The organism is Rhodohalobacter sp. 8-1, from assembly GCF_038150125.1.
GTDB lineage: Bacteria > Bacteroidota > Rhodothermia > Balneolales > Balneolaceae > SW132.
On record NZ_JBBVMF010000006.1, the window covers coordinates 129,288 to 151,919 of the forward strand.

Annotated in this window: 16 protein-coding genes; 11 read left to right on the top strand and 5 right to left on the bottom strand. The window is 45.5% G+C overall.

All coding sequences use genetic code 11. The annotated features are described in order from the left end of the window. Positions 1 to 39 precede the first annotated feature (39 nt). From AABW11_RS07905 to AABW11_RS07920, 4 genes are read left to right on the top strand one after another with little or no spacing between them, the layout of a single operon-like run. Positions 40 to 4,119, top strand: coding sequence for a sensor histidine kinase (locus AABW11_RS07905; protein ID WP_340104343.1), 4,080 nt, complete (start codon positions 40 to 42; stop codon positions 4,117 to 4,119). A 15-nt stretch (positions 4,120 to 4,134) separates the two neighbouring features. Beyond that, on the top strand, positions 4,135 to 7,608 hold the full coding sequence (locus AABW11_RS07910; protein WP_340104345.1) for an ATP-binding protein: 3,474 nt from the start codon (positions 4,135 to 4,137) through the stop codon (positions 7,606 to 7,608). Between the two features lie 11 nt (positions 7,609 to 7,619). Further along, positions 7,620 to 7,997: a response regulator gene (locus tag AABW11_RS07915; protein WP_445263749.1), complete on the top strand. Its 378-nt coding sequence runs from the start codon at positions 7,620 to 7,622 to the stop codon at positions 7,995 to 7,997. Positions 7,998 to 8,020: 23 nt separating this feature from the next. Beyond that, complete coding sequence (locus AABW11_RS07920; protein WP_340104349.1) at positions 8,021 to 9,193, top strand: PP2C family protein-serine/threonine phosphatase; 1,173 nt, start codon at positions 8,021 to 8,023, stop codon at positions 9,191 to 9,193. Positions 9,194 to 9,237: 44 nt separating this feature from the next. Here AABW11_RS07920 and AABW11_RS07925 read toward each other — a convergent pair whose 3' ends face one another. Beyond that, a complete protein-coding gene (locus AABW11_RS07925) occupies positions 9,238 to 9,588 on the bottom strand; it encodes an STAS domain-containing protein (RefSeq protein WP_340104351.1) in 351 nt (116 codons plus the stop codon). 384 nt (positions 9,589 to 9,972) lie between these two features. Here AABW11_RS07925 and AABW11_RS07930 point away from each other — a divergent pair, with 384 nt between their 5' ends. Both AABW11_RS07930 and AABW11_RS07935 read left to right on the top strand, forming a co-directional pair. Next, a complete protein-coding gene (locus tag AABW11_RS07930; RefSeq protein ID WP_340104353.1) occupies positions 9,973 to 10,923 on the top strand; it encodes an aldo/keto reductase in 951 nt (316 codons plus the stop codon). Between the two features lie 641 nt (positions 10,924 to 11,564). Next, complete coding sequence (locus AABW11_RS07935; protein ID WP_340104355.1) at positions 11,565 to 15,110, top strand: filamin/ABP280 repeat domain-containing protein; 3,546 nt, start codon at positions 11,565 to 11,567, stop codon at positions 15,108 to 15,110. A 33-nt stretch (positions 15,111 to 15,143) separates the two neighbouring features. Here AABW11_RS07935 and AABW11_RS07940 read toward each other — a convergent pair whose 3' ends face one another. Then, positions 15,144 to 16,247: a hypothetical protein gene (locus AABW11_RS07940; protein WP_340104357.1), complete on the bottom strand. Its 1,104-nt coding sequence runs from the start codon at positions 16,245 to 16,247 to the stop codon at positions 15,144 to 15,146. A gap of 218 nt (positions 16,248 to 16,465) precedes the next feature. Between AABW11_RS07940 and AABW11_RS07945 the strand changes: the two genes are divergently transcribed. Then, positions 16,466 to 16,684: a hypothetical protein gene (locus tag AABW11_RS07945; protein ID WP_340104359.1), complete on the top strand. Its 219-nt coding sequence runs from the start codon at positions 16,466 to 16,468 to the stop codon at positions 16,682 to 16,684. Continuing rightward, entirely contained in the window at positions 16,674 to 16,841 is a 168-nt protein-coding gene (locus tag AABW11_RS07950) for a hypothetical protein (protein WP_340104361.1), read from the top strand. Before AABW11_RS07945 ends, AABW11_RS07950 begins: the two co-directional genes overlap by 11 nt. A gap of 900 nt (positions 16,842 to 17,741) precedes the next feature. Here the strand turns inward: AABW11_RS07950 and ggt are convergent. Further along, on the bottom strand, positions 17,742 to 19,475 hold the full coding sequence (gene ggt / locus AABW11_RS07955) for a gamma-glutamyltransferase (RefSeq protein ID WP_340104363.1): 1,734 nt from the start codon (positions 19,473 to 19,475) through the stop codon (positions 17,742 to 17,744). A gap of 31 nt (positions 19,476 to 19,506) precedes the next feature. On the opposite strand from ggt, the gene AABW11_RS07960 reads away from it, so the two are divergent. Beyond that, complete coding sequence (locus AABW11_RS07960; RefSeq protein WP_340104365.1) at positions 19,507 to 19,782, top strand: hypothetical protein; 276 nt, start codon at positions 19,507 to 19,509, stop codon at positions 19,780 to 19,782. Between the two features lie 163 nt (positions 19,783 to 19,945). Here the strand turns inward: AABW11_RS07960 and AABW11_RS07965 are convergent, their stop codons facing one another. Together AABW11_RS07965 and AABW11_RS07970 are read right to left on the bottom strand one after the other, a co-directional pair. Then, positions 19,946 to 20,242, bottom strand: a complete 297-nt coding sequence (locus AABW11_RS07965) for a hypothetical protein (RefSeq protein WP_340104367.1) — start codon at positions 20,240 to 20,242, stop codon at positions 19,946 to 19,948. A 364-nt stretch (positions 20,243 to 20,606) separates the two neighbouring features. After that, positions 20,607 to 21,092: a YybH family protein gene (locus AABW11_RS07970; protein WP_340104369.1), complete on the bottom strand. Its 486-nt coding sequence runs from the start codon at positions 21,090 to 21,092 to the stop codon at positions 20,607 to 20,609. Positions 21,093 to 21,256: 164 nt separating this feature from the next. Between AABW11_RS07970 and AABW11_RS07975 the strand changes: the two genes are divergently transcribed. Together AABW11_RS07975 and AABW11_RS07980 are read left to right on the top strand one after the other, a co-directional pair. After that, positions 21,257 to 21,634, top strand: a complete 378-nt coding sequence (locus AABW11_RS07975) for a co-chaperone GroES (RefSeq protein ID WP_340104371.1) — start codon at positions 21,257 to 21,259, stop codon at positions 21,632 to 21,634. A gap of 80 nt (positions 21,635 to 21,714) precedes the next feature. Further along, positions 21,715 to 22,608 carry an MBL fold metallo-hydrolase gene (locus AABW11_RS07980; RefSeq protein ID WP_340104373.1) on the top strand — a complete coding sequence of 298 codons (894 nt, stop codon included), beginning with the start codon at positions 21,715 to 21,717 and terminating at the stop codon, positions 22,606 to 22,608. Positions 22,609 to 22,632: the final 24 nt, after the last annotated feature.

Here is a 22,632-nt window from a genome sequence, read left to right on the forward strand (position 1 = left end):
GCCCTCCGCTATTCAAACATTAAGGTAAAAGCGTTACTTATGGCAGAACCATTGAGAACATCCATATTTTTAGCGGGCCTGTTTTTTATCTTGCCTGTTGTGTTACTTGCACAAACCGAAGCCCCCAACAACCCCACCTTTCTCTCGTCTGAAGCACCCACTCTGCGGTTCGAGAATCTGAACCTCGAAGATGGAATGGCACAACACTCTGCCCAAAACGTCATACAGGACAGCCTGGGCTATATGTGGATCGCCACCCAGGGCGGGCTTCACCGCTACAACGGGTATGAGTTTGATGTATATACATCCAGCGCGTTTGATACCACATCGTTGTCAAGCAGTTCTGTTTTTGGTCTGGAAGAGTCCTCTAATAGTGATCTTTGGGTGGCCACATCAGGTAGAGGGCTCAACCGGTTTAATAGGGAAAATCAAACCTTTACAAACTTCAGTCATGATCCGAATGATTCTACCACGATTGCCTCAAACATTCTTACGTACGTGTATGAGGCAACCAATGGTGACCTATGGGTATCATCACCCTCTGATGGAGTGAGTAGATTACCGGCAGATAGCAGCGATTATTTTATTCGGTATCAGCATGATCCGAATGATCCTAATACGATCAGCTCAAATTTTGCTGTTCGGATTACAGAAGATGCCGACGATAATATCTGGGTTGGTACGCGACGAGGAATCAACAGAATAAATCCGGCGACTGGAGATATACGACGATACTTCACTCCGCCCGACATGTCTCAGCAAAATATACCCTACGTGGTTCGGAGCCAGCATCACTCACCTGAGACACCCGACATTGTTTGGCTGGCTTCCGGAAATGGAATCGTAAAACTCAACGCACAAACCGGCGATTATACGCGATACCTTCCGGACCCGAAAAAATTTGATCGTTCTGAACTGTTAGAGCTCACAGACTTAGCTCCGGACCCGGAAACGCCGAAGATTCTCTGGGCAGTGGGGTTCAATACCGGGCTTGTCAGATTTGATACCCGGACGGAGGAGTACACCTTCTACCGTAACGATCCCGGAGATCCCAACAGCATTGTCAGTAATACAGCGACCAATATTACGACGGATCGCAGCGGTAAATTCTGGATCGGCCATTTGTCGGATGGCGTGAGTCAGTTTACCCCGTCATCAGCAAACTTCTTCCACATACGCCATGACCCGGATAACCCGCAAAGTTTAGGCCCGGAAGAGGTTTGGGGGCTTTATGCAGATCAAAATCAAACACTTTGGGCGGGCACAGGCTACTCTACAGAGTTTTATCTCAATCGAATTGATCTCAACAATGGACAGGTGATACGATATGCACATAATCCGGATGATCCATCTACCCTGTCAAGGTTAAATGTACACGCAATTACTGAGGATATTCTTGGAAGATTATGGGTTGGAACAATACGAGGTCTAAATCTTTTTGACAGGCAAACAGGAAAAGCGACACGCTATCAGCGCGAGCCTGTAGCAGACTTCTTGGCGGAAAATTTTATTACTTCTATTCTTCAGTCAAAAGAAAACCACAATAATCTATGGGTTGGGACTTACAGCGGATTGAAACTTTTTGATATAGAAAATGAGAGCTTTTCCGATGTGCCTATTCGGACTCAAAGTATCGAAGACCCGACTATTACTCACATTTATTATGATTCAATGGATAGATTGTGGGCGGCATCATGGGAAGGGTTAATTCGAATTGACCCGGAGAATGGCGAGCACGTTATTTACAAAAGTAATCCCGCCGATTCAACCAGCCTGAGCTCAAACGGAATTACTGTCATCACCCAGCGGGAAAGTGAACCTGATGTTTTGTGGTTGGGAACTCTTGACGGCGGTCTGAACCGGCTTGATATTGAAAGCGGGGTCGTCACACACTTTACTGAGGACGACGGGCTCGCAAATAATGTGATTTACGGCATTCTGAAAGATGACCAGGGCACGCTCTGGGTGAGCACCAACCAGGGCATCAGCAATTATAACCCGGACGAAAACATGTTCCGAAATTACGGGCTCGAAGACGGACTCATTCAGCTTGAACATAGTCAATTTGCTTTCGCGAAGGATTTAAACGGGATTCTATATTTTGGCCATAAAGACGGCATTACGGCATTCAACCCGGAAAACCTGAGAATCAACACCATCCCGCCCCAGGTTGTGATTTCTGACTTCAGGCTGTTTAACGAAACGGTGCTGCCCGGCGCGGATGCGCCGTTTGACGAGCAGATTGAAAAGGAAGATGAGATTGAGATTTCCTACGATCAGAGCGAAGTAGCGTTTGAATATGTGGGGCTGCACTATAGCAATCCCGCCAAGAACCGCTACAAATACCAGCTGGTTGGATTTGATGCGCAGTGGGTGGATGCCGGGAGCCGGCGTATGGCAACCTACACTAATCTCGACCCGGGAGAATACACGTTTCGCGTACAGGCCTCCAACGCGGACGGCGTCTGGAATACCGAGGGAGCCTCATTAACGCTCACGGTTCTTCCCCCCTGGTATAGAACCTGGTGGGCATATGGCGGGTTTGCGCTTCTGCTGGGCGGGTTTATTTTTGGAGCCGACCGATTTCAGCGCCGCCGGCTTGCGGTTAAAGAACAGGAGCGCGCCGCATTGCGTGAGGCCGAACTCCGCGCTGAGGAAGAGAACAAGCGCAGGTCCGACACCGAGCAGCTCAGCAAAATTGGCCGGACAATCACCTCAACTCTGTCGGTGGACGAAATTATCCATACAACCTACCAAAACGTGAACGAGCTGATGGATGCGGAGGTATTTGGCGTGGGTATTCTGAACCGGGACAAAAACAGGCTGGAATTTCCGGCAACCACAGAAAAAGGGAAATGCCTGAAACACTACAGCCACAATTTGGATGATGATTCCAGGTTATCAGTCTGGTGTTTTAATCGTCAGGAAAAAATCGTCATTGATGATTTTGAAAAGGAGTATGGCAATTATATAACCAAGATAGTAGAACCCATTCGTGGTGAGAATCCCGAGTCGATCATCTATCTGCCGCTGGTGCACAAGGGGGAGGCGATTGGCGTTCTCACCACGCAGAGCTTTTCCAAAAAAGCTTATTCAGTGTACCATATAACGCTGCTCCAGAATCTGGCCAACTATGCGGCCATTGCCCTTGACAACGCCTCGGCCTACCGCCGGCTCAACAAGACGCTTGAGGAACTTCAGGCGGCGCAAACCCAGCTTGTTCAGCAGGAAAAACTGGCATCGCTTGGACAGCTTACGGCCGGCATTGCCCACGAGATCAAAAATCCGCTCAATTTTGTGAATAATTTTTCGGAGGTGAGTGTGGAGTTGGTTGAGGAGGCGAGACATGAGATAAGAGAATTGAGACGTGAGATGGGAGGAGAAACGTCAAACGTGAAAGGTGAAAAAGAAACTCCCCTCTCGAGAGGGGACGGCGCCCCGTCTTTAGACGGAAGCGCCCGGGGTGTGTCCGAAGTGGCAGGAGGTGGGTTAAATGATACCTCTCTTATCCTCGGCATCCTCGACGATATCGAAACCAATCTTAAAACTATCCACAAGCACGGCTCGCGGGCCGATTCCATTGTGAAATCGATGTTGCAGCACTCACGTGGTGGATCTGGTGAGATGGAACCGGCTGACCTGAATAGCATAATCAAGGAGTACGTGAACTTATCATTTCACGGTATGAGGGCCGGTAAAAACCCAATCAACGTGGATATTGACCTGCAGCTGGATAAGTCTATTGGCGAGGTGCCGCTTATGGCGGAGGATTTTTCGCGGGTAGTTTTGAACCTGGTGAATAATGCGTTTGATGCGATGAGGGAAAAGCAAGGTTCAGGGCACAAGGTACAAGGTACAGGGGGATATGAACCTAAATTAACGGTTCGAACCAAATCTGATAGCGGTGGAGCAATCATCGAAATCGAAGACAACGGGCTTGGTATTCCCGATGAGATGAAGGACAAAATCCTGCAGCCTTTTTTTACGACGAAAAAAGGTACTCAGGGGACCGGGCTGGGGCTAAGTATCACCAATGATATCATCAAGGCACATCGCGGAACATTAAGTATTAGTTCCATTCCTTCCGAAAAAACCGTAATTACCATCACAATGAGCTAAATAAGGGTAAAATTAATGCGCAAATCATTGGTTAAGTTATTTTTATCGATCATCCTGATTTTCTTAACGATAGGGGAAATTGAGCTTCTGGCCCAAGATTATGAATTTCGGCATCTCACCACGCGAAGTGGATTGCCCAGCGGATACATCAATCAGATTGAACAGGACAGCCTGGGGTTTATGTGGTTTGCCACCGAACTGGGATTGAGCAAATATGACGGCTACACCTTTACCGATTACCAAGCGGATGAAGAAAATCCCGGCGCAATTCGATCGTCTAACATTTTTTGGTTCAACCTGCTGGACGATCAGAAAATGCTGGTCGGCCATCTTGCCGGAATTGATATGTTTCACGTAGATGAAAACCGGTTTGTACCTCTTGTTGTCTCACCCGACCTTCCCGCACTGGATACGGTACGAACGGTTCTTTTTGATGATCAGGGAGCGATGTGGGTAGGGGCTGGAAGTCAACTGTATCACTTTGTTGATTACGATTTTACGGATACACTGAAAGGGGTAGCCTATTCTTTCGTCAAAGAAAGTACCGATCTTCGAAATTTAGAAGTTGCAGACGGTCAAGTATGGGTCGGTACATCGCAGGGCTTATTTGTGTTTAATAAATCTGACAAGCAAATCACTGCAATTCGTTCGACAAATGAAAAGGTACAGCGAGCGGCAGAATCAGAGATATGGGAGATTATTAAAGGGCCAGACGGGAATTTATATATCGCTACGTTTTACGGACTTTTGAAAAAGTCACCGGACTCAGATGAGTTAACGTTTGTGTCAGACATTGCCGGTTTTTCAGGACAGGAACTGATCGATTTCAAGTTTCAGGATATGATGATCGACTCGGAGGACAATCTCTGGCTTGGGGGAGCTTTCTACGGTGCTGTTAAATGGAATCTGAAAGACAACACATTCATAAAATTCCAGCCCGATGATGCCAGCACCAATACCGTCAATTCGCCGGATATACATTATATCTACGAGGATAATGAAGGCAGCATATGGTTCGGATATCACTATCTGGGAGCCACCGTCATGTATAACCGTTCGTGGAATTATACATTGAAAAAGCCATTCCCTGAGATTCAGGGTGGTGATCCCAGAAATACGATCCTGGAAGTATTTGCTGATGATGAAGGAACAATTTGGGCTACGGCCGGGAATGGATTGATTCGCGATTTAGGAACCGAAAATCAAACCTATTTTTCTTTAGACGATAGTGATATTTCCGTTCCTGAAGATATAAAACTTCTGCAGACCCGAATAACTACCAATGGGAATGACCTTTATTTGACCTCGGCGAGTTCCGTCAATGAGTTTTTACCATACACTGTTGTATTTAACACAGAAACCACAACCTTCAGAATCATTGATGCTAGTGAAGCCATGCTAATGACACAGCTTGAGGGTGTCAAATATAAAGATACGATGTATGGCGGGCAATTTGGGAGCACAAATATTATGAAAATTAACCTGGTTACAGATGAAGTGGAAGAGATTCCGGTCCCGGTTGAGCAAGTCTATTCTGATGCCTCATTCTTAGTTTCAGCTGTCGAATTTTTAAATGGCTCTGATCTCTACGTGAAGGTGTACAGCCTTGGGTTGCCAGACAGTGATATTATTCAACATTTTATTTTGGACCTTGAGACCGGGGAGTTTCGCACGCAAGATATCAGCATAGACTTCCCGATCAATAACATTCAAGCACCTCTCCGCTCATCTTTAGAACCGGGCGTCACCTATATCAATAGCCTCAGGGGGTTGATTCGCGTTGATAATCTAAACAACAGCTACAGTGTTCTGTTTGAGGATAACATGGAGCCCCTTAGGGAAACCATTCGGTTAATGACACAGGATGAGGATGGCTATATCTGGATGAACAATAATGAAGGGCTTATTCGGGCCGATCCGCTGACTGAAACGGTCGACTATTTTGAGCTTCCACCGGATAAATACAGGCCCTACTATGCCCTGCCTACCACGTTACCTGACGGAGATATTATTTTTGCAGGAGTTAATTCATACGTCAGATTTGATCCTTCTGATCTTGAAAGCACCCAAAGTTCAAAAAAAACAATAATCACATCCCTTCAGGCCGGTTCTGAATTATATGAACTAACGTATAATTTGCAAGAGCCACAGGTTCAGAGTGATCAAAACGCACTCACGTTTAACTTTTTGGGATTGAATTTTAGAAATCCGGCATCCGTCAATTATCGATATCGCATCCTTGGCTCCGAAAATGAGCAGTGGGTTACTGTGGGAACGCAGCGCTCAGTGTTTCTTCCTAATTTGCGAGCTGGAGACTACACGTTTGAGGTTCAGTCTGGAAGTCAGGCAGGTACATTCAATGAAGCTACCGCCTCTCTTCACTTTTCAGTATTACCGCCGTGGTGGAATACAATACCCGCATATTTACTCTATCTGATACTTTTTATTGGCGCAGGATTTTCTTTCGACCGTTTGCAACGAAAAAGATTAGTGCGGCAGGAAAGAGAAAGAAACAGAGAAAAAGAACTGGCTCAGGCAAAAGAGATTGAAAAAGCTTATGAAAACCTGAAAGCGGCCCAGGAACAGCTCGTGCAGCAGGAAAAACTTGCCTCACTGGGGCAGCTTACGGCCGGTATCGCACACGAGATCAAGAATCCGCTGAATTTTGTGAATAATTTTTCGGAGCTAAGTGTGGAGCTGGTTGAAGAAGTTCGGGAGGAACTGAGACGGGGTGCCAGGGACGTGGGACCGGAGGGTGAGAATGGAAAAGTGAAAGGTGAGAAAAAAAATCCCCCATTATCAAAGGGAGATAAAGTGGGATATTCATCTCTGGATAAGCAAGAAGTCCAAGACACCGACTTAATCCTCGACATCCTCAACGACATCGAGATGAACCTCAGGAAAATCCACGAGCATGGCTCTCGGGCTGATTCAATTGTAAAATCGATGCTGCAGCATTCGCGGGGCGGTTCCGGCAAGATGGAGCCTGCCGATATAAATGCGATTGTCAAAGAGTATGTCAACCTCTGCTTTCATGGGATGAGGGCGGGTAAAAACCCTATAAATGTGGATATTGATCTTCAGCTCGATGAGTCTGTGAAAGACGTGCCTTTGATTGCCGAAGATTTTTCGCGAGTGCTGGTAAACCTCTGCAATAATGCGTTTGATGCGATGCGGGAGAAGCAGGGTGCAGGGGGGAAGGCGCAGGGTGCAGGAAGATATGAACCCAAACTCACAGTCCGAACCAAATTAGATGATAGTAAGGTAATCATCGAAATCATAGACAACGGGCCTGGTATTCCCGACGAGTTGAAGGACAAAATCCTTCAGCCGTTTTTTACCACGAAAAAAGGAACGGAGGGTACTGGTTTGGGGCTTTCGATCACCAACGATATAATCAAATCACACGGTGGGGAGCTTTCAGTTACTTCAAAAGACGGACAGGGCACGAATTTTATAATTAAACTAAACAAAAAGAGCTTATTATGAGTGACAATAAGATGAAGCTGTTAGTTGTGGACGACGAACGTGATGTAGAGATGCTGTTTCGACAAAAATTTAGAAAAGAAATTCGCAATGGGCTGATTGAAATGGAATTTGCGTTTTCCGGACAGGAAGCAATTGATATATTGAAAAGCAGTGAACCTCCGGAAATAATGTATATCTTTTCAGATATCAACATGCCGGGTATGTCGGGACTGGAGCTGTTGGAAAAAGTTAAATCTGAATTCCCGTCTATCAAAGTGAGCATGATTTCGGCCTACGGCGACAAAGAGAATTACGACAAAGCGATGGCTTCGGGTGCCAAGGAGTTTTTTACCAAGCCAATCGACTTCAATTCGCTGAAAGATGAGATTTCAAAACATATAGAGAATTAGGCTGTTAAACCGGAGATACTATTATGGCAGGACATAAAATTTTAGTGGTAGATGATGAACCCGATCTTCAGATGCTGATGATGCAGAAATTCAGGCAAAAGGTGAGAACAAAGGAGTATGAATTCCTTTTTGCTGAGAACGGAGAAGAAGCACTAAGTGTGGTGTCGAATAACTCCGACCTGTCCCTTATACTCAGCGACATTAACATGCCGAAAATGGATGGGCTTACTCTGCTTGATGAATTACAAAACCTCAAGAGAAACGACCTCAGGACTGTGATTGTGTCGGCATATGGCGATATGGACAACATCAGGACGGCTATGAACCGGGGGGCGTACGATTTTGTAACCAAACCGATTGACTTTAAGGATCTCGAAACCACAATCGAGAAAACACTGTCGGAAATCGTGAAATTTCTGAAGTCTAAGGAAATGGAGGAGCAGCTCGAAGCGCTGAATCACGATCTCGATATGGCGGCCCGCATTCAGCAAAAAATTCTTCACCAGGAATTCCCTGTGTTTCCTGAGGATGAGCGGTTTGATATCTTCGCCAACATGATAGCAGCTAAACATGTGGGCGGCGATTTTTACGACTTCTTTAAGTTTGATGATGACAGGCTCGCCTTTTTTATTGGGGATGTGGCCGGAAAGGGGATGCCGGCATCCATTTATATGGCGGTCTGCCGAACCATGCTGAAAGCAATCGGGTCTGAGGTAGCTGATCCGGCCGAATGTATCGAGAAGGTAAACAACATGCTGATTCCCGAAAGCGATATCTCAACATTTGTCACGGTTTTTTATGGCGTGATGAATTTGAAAACGGGGGAGCTCTCGTACTGCAATGGCGGCCATAACCTGCCCTACATTCAATCGAAGGACGGCAGCGTTAAAGAGCTGGAAAATGTTGGAGGTCTGTTGCTTGGGAAGTTCGAGGAAGCGCCGTACGACATGACGACCATTCAGCTAAGCCCGGGAGATGCGGTCGTAACATTTACCGACGGGGTAACGGAAGCCGAAGATGAAGGAGATGGCTTTTTTGATGAAGAGCGTGTGGTTAGCTATCTCGAAAAACATCCGTCGAAATCATTGGAGTCTCTTGTAAAGGGGCTTTTCCTGGAAGTTATGAAATTTACGGGAGCTGCCGAACAGTCAGACGATATAACGGTCTTGTCTGTCCGCTACGGCTCACCAGAGTAAATTTCTAAAACCATATACATCATAACGCGTAAGGATAACCGGGCCTATTCTTGCTGGTTCTGATAGGCTTCAATAGCTTCGTCAAGCGTTTTATAGTGATCGAATACGGTAATGAGTTTGGTGACAATCAGTAGACTTTCAATTCGATCGGATGCTCCGCAAATTTTAAAATCCCCGCCGGCCTTCCGCATGGTTGTCATGGCCGTAATTAAAATGCCAAGCCCTGATGAATTCATGAATTTAACTTTGCTGAGGTCGCCTATAATGTTGGTCTTTCCCTTGTCAGCCAGTTCTTTAAGCTTATCATGAAAATCGGCTGCATCCGGCCCGCCCATCACTTTACCTTTAAAGGTTACAATTACCGTATTGTACTTTTCTGAGATGGAATAATTCATAGTCAACGTTATTTTAATTATTAAGCAGTAGTTGCGAAGATAACTCTCTGTCTACAGGATTTAAGCATGGAATGCAGTGTGTCAAATGAGGCTGAAAATAAGACGTTACAATACAATTAGTTATCCCTAAAGTTCGCAATCATTAGTTTGCATCGATATATAAACAATCTAATTGTAAAATATAAGTCAAAAAACAGTCTTTATTTTAAAAAAATAGTTAAGTCTGCTCTCCTTTTAGTCTGCCAGGTAAATGATGCAGGAGATTGCGAAAGAGATGTTCAGTGAGCCTTACCGGACCGCTTTATTTAATGGCGATGCGGGGAACAATCAGACATTTAATTCCATTGCATTAAGTAAGTTACCATATAAATCAAAGGAGACATAATGAAGACATACAGATTCAGAAATGGAGACAGCGTAGAAGCCATAGGGCTCGGGACATGGAAATCAGATCCCGGGAAAGTGGGAGATGCGGTTAAAACAGCACTTGAAACAGGCTACAGGCATATCGATTGCGCGGCTATTTACGGAAACGAAGCTGAAGTGGGAGCCGCATTTGATGAGATATTTTCAACGACCGACATCAAACGTGAGCAGGTTCATGTGACGTCAAAATTGTGGAATACAGCACATAAAAAAGAGGATGTGATTCCTGCGCTGAAAAAGTCGCTAACGGATCTGAGGCTCGATTATCTTGATCTTTACCTGATGCACTGGCCTGTGGCGTTTCGCCCGGATGTTGAAGGTTTTCCGAAAAGTGATGACGAGTATTTACCGCTTGATGAGGCACCCATTATCGAAACATGGGAAGCGATGCTCGATGCCAAGAAACAGGGCCTGATTCGCCACGCCGGAGTCTCAAATTTCAGTATTGAAAAACTGGAAGACTTAAGGCAAAAGACAGACGACTTTCCGGAAATGAACCAGGTTGAAATTCATCCCTACCTGCAGCAGCAAGCCATGATTGATTATGGAAAAAAGAATAGTATGCTTATTACCGCGTATTCTCCACTGGGCAGCAAAGACCGGCCCGACCCCATGAAGTCAGACGATGAGCCATCTTTGCTTGAAAATGAGGTAATCAACTCCATAGCGAAAAAGCACGATTCTACGCCGGCACAGGTTCTGATAAAATGGGCCGTTGAACGTGATACCCTTGTCATTCCAAAATCCACAAACCCCGGCCGAATAAGAGAGAATCTGGAAAGTGCCGAAATTAATTTGGATGATGGTGATCACGCTAAAATTAAAGAGCTAAATATTCCATACAGATACCTGGACGCGGAGATGATGGAAACCGAAAGCGATATGTACCAGGATATTTTTGATGACTAATCAGCCTGTATTTATTCGCTAACCTTCAATGCAGAAAACTCTCCCTTCGAAGGTGAGATGGCGAACGATATGGGCAGGTCGGGATGACCTGCATAATCAAGGATGTTCTAAAGCGCTGAACTTTTTCACCTCAATGTCCGATGCGGGTAGTACACCACGGAACAAGATCTATGTTCATCAAAAACAGCTGATTTATAAATTGATACCTCTTAGAATCTAAACAATAGCAGTAAGGACAGAAAATGGACATATCTAAGGAATAGGCTCCCATGTGTATGTTGTGCAAATAATTACAAGATTGGAACCGTAATTTTTTTGCCTACTCTTTATCGCATTTAGGTAATCAAAAAGGTATCTGATTACCCATGAGTTGAAAAATGGATATATGACGATTGGCCTCTACTAAAGTCTTAAAACGATAATGCGAGAGACAGTATCTCAGCCGTAAGTTTCCTAAAAACAGGGTGCAAACGGTTATTAAATTAGATTTCATTAATCCTGACCAATCTGTCTGTTTTTTGCGTTTATTAATTAAGAGAATTTCAAAGTCTGTTAAAAATTCTTTGCTGATTTAACGAGGACTAATTTTCGGAAAAATGAGAGGGCTGAGGTTTACACTCTTACTGTCGGTACTGGTACTAATGTTCAGTTGTGACACGACAAATCCGTCGTTCGATGACACCATACCCGAAGTTTATTTCCTGGATACACGCGTGGTTCCAGCCGGTATGGGCCTGATTCTGGTCAATCCTATTGGCGACAGCTTTGAGGCAAATGAAAGAGTAACACTCGAAGCAATACCGAATGAAGGGTACGTTTTCGAGAAATGGGAAGGTGCCCTGGTCGGTAACACCAACCCGGAATCTATCATTATTGATGATGATAAAAGTATTACGGCCCATTTCTTCCTTCGCAATTACCCCCTAAATATTTTAATAAGCGGAGAGGGAAACGTCGTTGAAGTGATTGAAAGCCGTTCAATAGTCAATACTGAAAATCAGGAAGAGAGTCTGAAAAGTAAGTCTGGGGCAATTGGATTAGGCCAGGTTTCAACACAACCACCTCTTCAAACCGCAGATCCTGAAGCTAATGAAAATAGCAGGTCCAATACTACCGTAAAGCTGAGAGCAGAACCGGCCCAGGGTTGGTATTTTAGCCAGTGGGAAGGGGATCTGACCGGAGATGTAAATCCGGAAGTGATAACGGTAGATGAAGAGAAAAATGTAACGGCTGTATTTCTTCAGGAAGAGTCAGAAGGCTTCACCATTGAAATCGAAGTGATTGGTGAAGGTGACGTTAATAAAAGCCCGGATCGCACCTTTTTTAATGAAGGAGACGAATTAACGCTTACCGCCAATCCGGATCAGGGCTGGAGTTTTGTAGAGTGGCATGGTGATTTAACCGGAATGGAAAATTCACAAACAGTCACAGTCGACAAAGATTTGAGCGTAACTGCACTGTTTGAAGTGTCAGAGGATCCTGGATTGGCGATTACCAGGCAGCCGACCGGATCGACTGCCGGAGTGGTTATGTCTCCATCACCAAGAGTACTGTTGGTTGATGGACTCGGTGACCCGATTCCGGGTGTGGAAATCGGTGTGTCACTCAATGTAAATTCGTTCGCACAAGCAAGCACGCTGCTTGTTAACACTGATGTAGACGGTGTGGCAGTCTTCGATAACCTTACGATTGAAAAGGCCGCATCGAACTATATACTCACGTTTAACGCGGAAGAGGTCGAAGTGCTGAACATATCATCTAATCCATTTGGTGTTGCGGCGGCAGACGTTATACCCTCTAAAACTTCGGCAACGGTACCCGATGGCGGAGCCGGAAGGGAAACGGTAATATCAATACTTGCCCGGGATGAATTTGACAACCTGGTGCCTGGTATAGCAGACGGAATTACGGTTGAGGTGAGCGGAGACAATAGTGCTTCCCCTGTGGTTGTCGAGGGGGATAATCCTGGCGAATACCGTGCATCCTACGTGCCTGAAAACTCGGGCACCGATAAAGTATCGATTCAGGTTGGCGGCGTGCTTATTGCTGGCAGCCCATTTGAAAGCCAGATTGGGACCTCAGAGTATGTGCCTTCAAACAGTACAGCAACTGTTTCGAACGGGACCGCCGGTGACCAATTTGTTATTTCAATATCTGTTAGGGATCAGTTTGATAACAGCGTATCCGGCGTTGCTGAGGACCTTACAGTGAACGTTATGGGGGCAAATAGTGCAACTCCCACCGTTAGTGAAACCAGCAAGTCGGGAGAATACACGGCCAGCTACACTCCTGAAAATGCGGGCACGGACAGAATAGCCATTCAATTGGGTGGCGAGCAAATCAAGGGCAGTCCTTTCAGGCCAAATGTGTCTCCAGCTGCGGCCGATCCAGCAAATAGCACGGCCGAAGTATCTGAAGGAGTTGCGGGACAAGAGACTACAATAACTATTTTTGTGAATGACCGGTTTGGAAACAGCATCGTTAATGTAGAAGATGAGCTTTCAGTTCAGGTTACAGGTGCAAATAGCAGAACGCCTTCAGTCACTGAAACCAGTGTTGCCGGTCAATATCGCGCAAGCTACAACCCGGTAAACTCCGGGACGGATCAAGTATCGATACAACTTGGTGGAGAGCCAATAAACGGAAGTCCGTTCGAAAGCGAGGTGGCAACAGCTGATCCGGACCCGTCAAATAGTACGGCAACGGTACCGGATGGCGTTGCAGGAGAAGCGACTGAGATCACCATTCTGGTGAGAGACCAATTTGGGAATGGGTTGAGTGGCGTGACAGAAGAACTGTCAGTAACTGTTAGCGGTACGAATAGTGCAGATCCTTCCGTAAATGATGGCAGTACTCCCGGAGAATATAATGCGACATACGTACCAGAAACGGCGGGCGTGGATCAAGTTGTGGTCCAGTTGGGGGGTGAGCTAATTCAGGGAAGTCCGTTTGAAAGCACGGTCACGCCTTCAAGTGCTGATCCATCAAACAGCAGCGCGACAGTGCCGGATGGAGTGGCTGGAGAAGAAACGTTGATTACAATTTTCGCCAAAGATTCATTTGGTAACAGTGTGTCGGGTATTGCAGATGAGTTTACCGTGAATATTAGCGGAGCCAACAGTACAACCTCTCCCGTAAGCGCCGGCAGCTTACCGGGAGAATATTCGGCTGTCTATTTACCCGAAGCATCAGGTGTTGATCAAATTGAAATACTGCTTGGAGGGATTTCAATCAGTGAAAGTCCGTTTGAAAGCAGTGTGGCACCGGCAACTGGGGATCCATCAAGCAGCAGCGCTACAGTAGCAGATGGAGTAGCGGGGCAAGAAACCGTGATCACCATTCGTGTGAGGGACCGGTTTGGAAATAATATCAGAAATGCGTCAGATGATCTGTCAGTAGTTGTAAGCGGCGGCAACAGTGTAGCTCCATCCGTAAGTGAGGGAGGATCTGCCGGGCTTTATACTGCAAGCTATATACCCGAAATAGCGGGCAAAGATCAGATAGCCGTTCAGCTGGATGGGGAACCCATTGATGGAAGCCCGTTTGAAAGCGACGTTTCGGCCGCATCTGTCGACCCATCAAACAGCACTTTATCAGCAGATCCGGATGAACTCACCGTCGGTGAAGTATCAATCGTTAAAATCGAACTGCTTGACCGATTCTCAAATAAAGTTATGAACATACCAGGAACTGCGTTTACAGTTTCGGTTAATGGTGACGCTACGGCTGGCTCTATTGAAGAGACGTCTGATAAGGGGTTTTATAGTTTTGATGTAACGAGTACCAATATTGGAGATGTGGAGATTTCTGTATCGGTAGGTGGTATCAAAATTGAAGATGATGCATCCATTGAATTTGAAGCCGGTGCACCAGAAGAGCTGACAATTATCACTCAGCCGGAAGATTCTCAAAGTGGTGAGGCTGTTGGTGGACCTCCCGCGGTTAGGGTATGGGACGGCTATGGAAACCCTGTATCTGGCGTAGATGTGACGGTTAGAGAGGTGAATGGTGCAGAGTTCTTTGATAGTACATTAACAGTTATAACTAATGAATCGGGTATCGCTACATTCAATAATCTGGTATTGAACCGATTCTTCGGAAACTTCAGGCTTATCTTTTTAGTGGATGGCACCTCTGAGGTAACGTCGGAGATTTTCCAGGTGAACCCGTTTATCAATCCTGATTAGTACTTATTCTCACGCAAGAGACATCTCTGAAATTTACTCAGATAAAGCATAGAGTGAGAAAAGATGGTCGTCAGCTCTGAATCCAATATGATTCTCAGAAATATGAGTCACCATTCCCTCCCTGGGAAACTGAACCCTGAATTGAGGCGACCCGGTTTGATCCAGAACAATCCACTCCTGTTTGTCAGAATGAAGTGTAAGTTGAAGCCAGATTCTGTTTTGGGAATCAATAATCATTTGGTGAGCTGGCACTTTTTGCTCGGGCAGCAGTTCATCTACCGTTTCCCATTGTGCAGGCTGGTATTCCCCTTCAAGTGAGTCTCGTTCTGCAGACGACAATGGCTCAGAGATTAAACGGACAGGAATTGTTTTGAGGGTATCAAAACGTATTGGATCTAAAACAGTAATATGAGGTTCCTCTGGCCAAAAAACGTAAAGCTCCGTTTTATCTATTGTATTGTCATACATTAGAGTCGGAGTGAATGGAACTTTTGTAGCCCCTCTTGTCTGGCCGCCAATTTGTAGCAGGGCATACGTGTCGCCCGGGTACACAATCTCTTGGATGATCTCGTCGGAAACTAAATTGTAGCTCGAAATCTTACTTACTGGATCCGCATTCTGACGGTTTAAGACCGAAAAATCCCACCATATCATACTAATAACGTCGGGCCGGGAGGTTGCAAATGCTTCATTAACTCGGGTAGTTTCAGTTCGTGGAACCGCAAATTCGTCAATATTTGATGAATCGAGCGTTTTTCTGATAATTCTTTGTCGCTGCTGATCTACAATCAAAATGGTAGAGTCGTCAATCATCTCTACAGACATGGGGTCCTGCACCTCGCCGGGCCCGTTTCCCTTTTGCGCTATTAAATCAACCAGCTGACCCTGCGAGTTTACCCGAATAATATAGCTGCCTTCCCGATCATTTAGAAGTATATCTCCATCGGGCAACGCAACGGAGCTATAGTTCAGGTGCTGAAAGAAATAGTCACCAGCGTGATCAAACTCTGAAATCAACTCAAGATCGGCGATCGGCAGACTCTCAAATTCAGCTTTAAGATCGATTTTCTGGTCCTGGCTGCAGGAAAGCAGGATAAATATAAACAGTAGCGTAAGGCGGTTGGTGTTTGATGTCATGAAGATTTGATTTGATGAATAACAGGATTTTTGTCAGCTAAGGATTTAGTTGAATATCATATATCAATCTACTAAAAACACTGCATAAACACTGAAAGACCCGATAGGTACCGTCAGGTGAATTTCCATGAATTAAAAAGCATGAGGCAATATCAACAAGATAAATTACTATTGATAGGTTAAATAAATAAAAATACATTCCACGAAAGTCGTGCATTATGAAAAATATTACATTCTCAGCAAATGAAAGCTTAATTGAGGAAGCCCGTGAAAAGGCGCGTCTTGAAAATACATCATTGAACAAACGATTTCGGGAATGGCTTGAGCAGTATGTAAGAAGAGGAAACCAGAAAGAGGAGTTTCAGTCCGTTATGAAAAAACTTGGATATGCTGAGCCTGGAAAAACATTTACAAGAGATGAGATAAATGAGCGATAGATTTTTTCTGGACACAAATATATTTGTCTACACATTTGATGACCTGGAGTTAGAAAAACAGAACGTTGCTTCAAATCTGGTAGAATCAGCAATGACGGGGCGAAATGCATCGATCAGCTACCAGGTAGTTCAGGAATTTATAAATGTCTCGACGTGAAAATTTAAAATCCCGCTTACACCCTCAGATTGCCTTTTATATTTAGGTAAAGTCTTGTTTCCACTTTGGAAGGTTAATCCCAGCAAAGTACTGTTAGAAAATGCAATTCAGATTTCGGAAAGATATCAGTATGCGTTCTATGATTCCTTAATTCTTGCAGCAGCCCTGGAGTCAGAATCGATATTCTCTATTCAGAAGATCTATAGGATGATCAGAAAATAGAATCACTCAGGATAGTCAAACCATTCAGGTAGAATGTAATCTTCTTCGCAATGGATCAGCCGTATCTTAGATTGAAATGTTAGTCTCTTCTACACGCAGCTGTTGCGTGTGATTGGATTAATCCGAAGTCAGTTTGATAAAGACCTGTCAGCATTTCGGTGCCAGTGTTTTTCTGGTCCCGATCCCTCGGGACTTTTTCGGTTTCTGACAGCGCCTGAACACTCCATCTCAACGCTGACAGATCCGGTAGGTGCTCAGGTTGACGATTCAGACCTGACAGCATTTCCGCGCCTTTTGCGGACTTCTGTCAGCGTCGATGCACAAACAACTTTTTTAAATCTTTGGTCTTCTCATTAATGACTCATACTCGCCAACCTACCCGACAGGCGATAAAAACAATCGTCAGCCACGAAAACTTCGTCTTCATGCTGCTTCTGCAGGCTGACGAATTGATAGGGCCCTAATCCAGTTTAAGAGATCTCTCCATCAAACTGCGAAACCTTAACCTACCTGACAGAGTACCAACAGCAATCATCAGCTGGGGAATCGTCTGCACGCTGCATTCGCGGGCTGACGAGTGATTAAGCCTCGACCCCAATTCAAGAGATCTCTCCATCAAATTGCGAAACATTAACCTACCCAACAGACGGCCAACAGCAGCCGTCAGCCGGGCATTCATCAATACCCGGCTGCCTGGCCATCTACACGTGATTCAGAGGCGCCGTAATAGACGCCATTTTCAAGATCCCGCATGATAGCCTGAAAGCGGCCAAAGAAACTGTCACCGATTTGTACGTTATGGCCTTTCATTTCAAGGTCACGAACCACTTGGTAATCGATCGCCGATTCAATGCTGACAACTCCTGAGTTTGTCAGGTGTTCTGAAAGATCATCGGTGGGCTGCGTTGACCCTGAGTGATCCCAGCGGAGTGCATCCCCAGCCTGCTGAATATTCATCCCAAAATCGATGACATTGGTTAAAATACTTACGTGACCGATCGGCTGGTAGGCACCGCCCATATTTCCAAAACTCATGAACGGTTCACCATCTTTCATTACAAAACCGGGGATAATGGTGTGAAACGGACGTTTGGCGGGCGCATACACGTTGGGGTGCTCGGGATCAAGCGAAAAAAGTTCACCGCGGTTTTGGAAACTAAACCCGGTTCCCGGCACAACAAATCCGGTACCCATTCCACGAAAATTACTCTGAATAAGTGATACCATATTTCCTTCGTCATCTGCCGTTGTGAGATAAATAGTGTCGCCATCTTCAAGAACATCAACACCGGTGGTCAGGTCCTCCATGGCTGTTTCACCGATAAGCTCACGGCGCTCGGCGGCATACTCTTTTGAGAGTAAGATGTCGTAAGGTACGTCATGGAAATCGGGATCGGCATAGTGCTTAGCACGATCTTCAAAGGCAAGTTTCTTGGCCTCAATGAGCAGGTGTAATGTTTCAGGTGAAGCAAAGCCGGTTTCCGAGAGATCGAATCCTTCCAGTATATTCAGCATTTGAAGAACAGCTGTCCCCTGAACGTTTCCGCCGACCTGGTACACATCATATCCGCGATAGTTTGTAGTCACGGGATCAACCCACTCAGATCGGTGGTCATCAAAATCTATATACCGGAGGTAACCGTCGTTATCCCTCATCCATTCATCAACTTTTTCAGCTATTTCACCTCGGTAAAAAGCGTCACGCCCTTGTTCAGCAAGCAGGCGGAATGTGTTGCCAAGATCGGGGTTACTGAAGATTTCCCCTTTTTCAGGCCCCTCTCCTTCGATTGCAAAAGTCTCTTCAAATGCTCCTGGCTGATCAATCAGGAACGATACGCTGCGGCGCCATGAGGCCGAAATTGCTTCACTGACAGGGAACCCGTTCTCAGCATACCAAATGGGCTCTGAAAGAATCTCTTCCATCTCTACTGACCCAAACCGTTCGTGCATCTCAAACCAGCCATCCACCGCGCCGGGCACCGATACCGAAAGCAGGTCATAAGGAGGAATCGAGCTTACGCCTTTATTTTCAAGGATCTCCATCAGCTCATCGTAAGACAAGTTTTGAGGCGAACGGCCGCTTGCGTTCAGGGCGTATAGCTGACCACTTTCTTCATGCCAGATAATGGCAAAAAGGTCACCGCCGATGCCATTGCCGGTAGGCTCCATTAGTCCCATTGCTGCGTTGGCCCCGATAGCAGCATCAATTGCATTGCCGCCGTTGCGAAGTATATGAAGCCCAACCTGGGTAGCCAGCGGCTGACTTGTAGCGACCATCCCGCGTTCGGCGATGACTTCTGAACGTGCAGTAAACAGCTTGCCCACTTCACGGTCGATCTGGGCATGAAGCAGGTCAGTCATTAAAAGAAAGGGAAGCAGAAGAGCTGCAGCGAGGGTAAGTTGACGGTTCATAATTTGATGATTTGTAGTTCAATAGAGCATAATGAATATAATAAGCACTGATTTAGCTAATCTAACGAACTATTTAAGAAAATCAATTGGAAACCTCACCTTCGCCTGCATGCTGTTTCTGCAGGCTGGCGAATGGATGTGGCTCGAGCTTAGTCCAAGAGATTTCTTCATCAATCCCGGGGACCTTAACTATCCGTCAGACGAAAAAGGCAATCGTCAGACGGGAATCTCGTCTGCATGCTGTTTCTGCAGCCTGACGAGTGGATCTGCTCCGAACCTGATTCTGGAGATCCCTTCTTCAAACTAAGTGACCTTAATCTACCCGACATACTAAAAAGGCCACAAAGTGCAAGTGCATCGAACCTAATTCAGACATCCTCTCATCAAAACAACAAGCAGTTAAACCAAGATATGTGCGTATATACAGTTGTAAAAGAAGTATTATAATGGCACATATAATTATTCAGCTGTTAATTATAGTTTGCCTCGTGAAGTTTCTTAACTTTATTCGATACAAATTGGCTACGAGCCTGGGCGTTTAGTGCCATCTCTTTATCCTTGCACCATTTAACTAATTCATCTAAATCAATTTCTATTTTATAAACCGTAAATCCATTGCCCCGTAATTCATTAAATGATTTTTCTGCGCTCTCTTTCCATTCTTGATAAGTGTTATCAAAAATATGACTATCAGAACTGATCTGTTTAGCCTTTTCCCATTGATCAGGTTTCCACCATAATATGCCAGTAATAGGATTTGTTTTCATACCCGAAGAATAATGAGTTTAGAGCACAAAATCAGAAATTCAAACATGGCACGTCTATTTAAACTCGGCACTGAAATCTATCTTCTGATGTAGTTCGTCTCAGAGTGCTGAATAGATAGAAATAGACATGCAATGTTTCAGGGTTCGTAACGCTTGCTAACAGTTTTTCAAGCCAGACCTGTCAGCATTACGGTGTTTTCCGTCTTCTGGCAGCGTTGAATTCAGTTCTTCCAAAGCTGACAGATCCGGTAGGCGTACCCATAGGGCGGCACCTGCGGCTGTCAGGTTGGCCACCCTTAACCTACCCGACAGGCGGTAAATTCAGCACCTAAACTGGTAGTCGGGCAGAATCATCTTTTATCTATCATCTCTCATCTGCCTTACGATAATCCACCGCCTCAATCTCTCCGTTCTTCATCATGTGGGTTTCTTTGCCCGGGATAACATCGGTATTGTGTGCGGATGCACAGCTCCATGAGTTTCCTCCATCAACCTGGTGGACAACAAAACTGAAGAGTGTTTGACGAGTTTCGGGTCGGGTATCGTTAAGTGGCGTTTGGTTGGTGAGGCGAAATCGGCAGTGAACCAGCGCAATATCGTCAGACAGATATTTTACCTTAGTTCGTCCCTGCTTTAGAGTGGAGTGATTGAAAATGACTCGCAGTCCATAGTCATGCGCTTTGTAAATATCCTCGCGATTATGCCACCAGATGCCAACGACATTCACAAATTCGGCATCTTCGTCAAACAGGGCGGCCAGCTTTTTGGCGTCGCGTTCATTCCAGACCTCGGTGAACCGGGCGGGAATATCCTCGGGTGACGTGAGTGGCGGGTAGTTTTTGGGATTCATTGTAACTGTCTTAAGTCAATTATTATGGCTAATGAAAATCTTGAAAAAATCAGTTCATTTAATATTGAACGAAACAGAATGGTGTGACGGTTAATAAAAAGCGATCAATACAGTATATTAATAGTTCTGTATACATTAGATTGAACGAAATAAATCTTTTTTGAATGATTCAGGAATATCTTAATTCTGTTGATAAATTTATCATTATCGGGGACAGGGTTCTCATCAAACCTCGGGAGATGGAAACTCACATGAAAAGCGGCCTGGTGCTGCCGGCCACCGTAAAAGAGAAGGAAGAGATTCAAAGCGGTTATATCATCAAAACCGGTCCGGGATATCCAATTCCCAGCCAGGATATTGATGAGCCCTGGAAAGAAACTGCATCACAACCAAAGTTTATGGGGATGCAGGCCGAGGAGGGCGATCTTGCTATCTTTTTAAAAAGCCGTGCTCATGAAATTGAGTTTGAGAATGAGAAATTCCTGATTGTCCCGCATGCAGCGATTCTAATGTTGGTCAGAGATGATCACGAGCTGGAGTGATTTACGGAGTCATCCACGGATCGGTGTCCGGCATGAAAGCATTTTTTTTAACATAATCGAACCCCAATCAACCTACCTTCATGAAACGAATCGACTTTCTTAAAAGCGTTGCGCTGATCTCAGCAGGAACGGCACTTCTTCCTAAAATGAAATTGTTCCAGGATTCCGCGTTTACGGAGCTGCGAGGCGGCACCGGTATTTTTACGATGCGGGGTGGAACCATTGGCTGGTATGTTTCAGATGATGTGACGCTTGCCATCGATTCGCAATATGCACAGACAGCAGCGGATTTTCTGGGCGGCATCGATTCGTTTGGCGGCGGCCCCGAAACCTTTTTGATCAACACCCACCACCACGGTGATCATACATCTGGAAATAGCACATTTAAGGAGTCAGGCTACAGAATTATCGCACATGAGCGTGTGCCGGTATTGCAGCGTCAATCGGCCGATGATGGAAGCACTGTTGTTGCTGCAGAAGAGACCTTTGCCGAGCAACACGAGATTGATCTCGGAAACGAGATGGTTCACATCAAATATTACGGACATGCACATACCTCGGGCGATTCCGTTACTTGGTTCCGAGAGGCCAACGTAGCCCATATGGGCGATTTAATGTTCAATCGCTTATACCCGTTCATCGATCGGGGGAGCGGTGCCTCGATTGAAAACTGGATTACGGTTTTAGAGACGGTTGTTGATGAAGCTGATAACGATACGCAGTTTATCTTTGGGCATGGAAATCCGGAATTTGGCGTGACCGGATCCGCGGATGATCTCTTGCACAAACGCGATTTTCTGTCTAAACTTCTGGAGCACACACAAGCCGGGATAGATGCCGGCCGAAGTCGTGATGAAATAACGAACGTAAATTCATTTGATGAATTCCCGGACTTTATAAGCCCGAGTGATTTTCTTTCACTTTCAAGAAATCTTGATGTTGCTTACCGTGAACTCACAGAAGACAATGGATAGCAGATTACATCAATCTCGTGCACA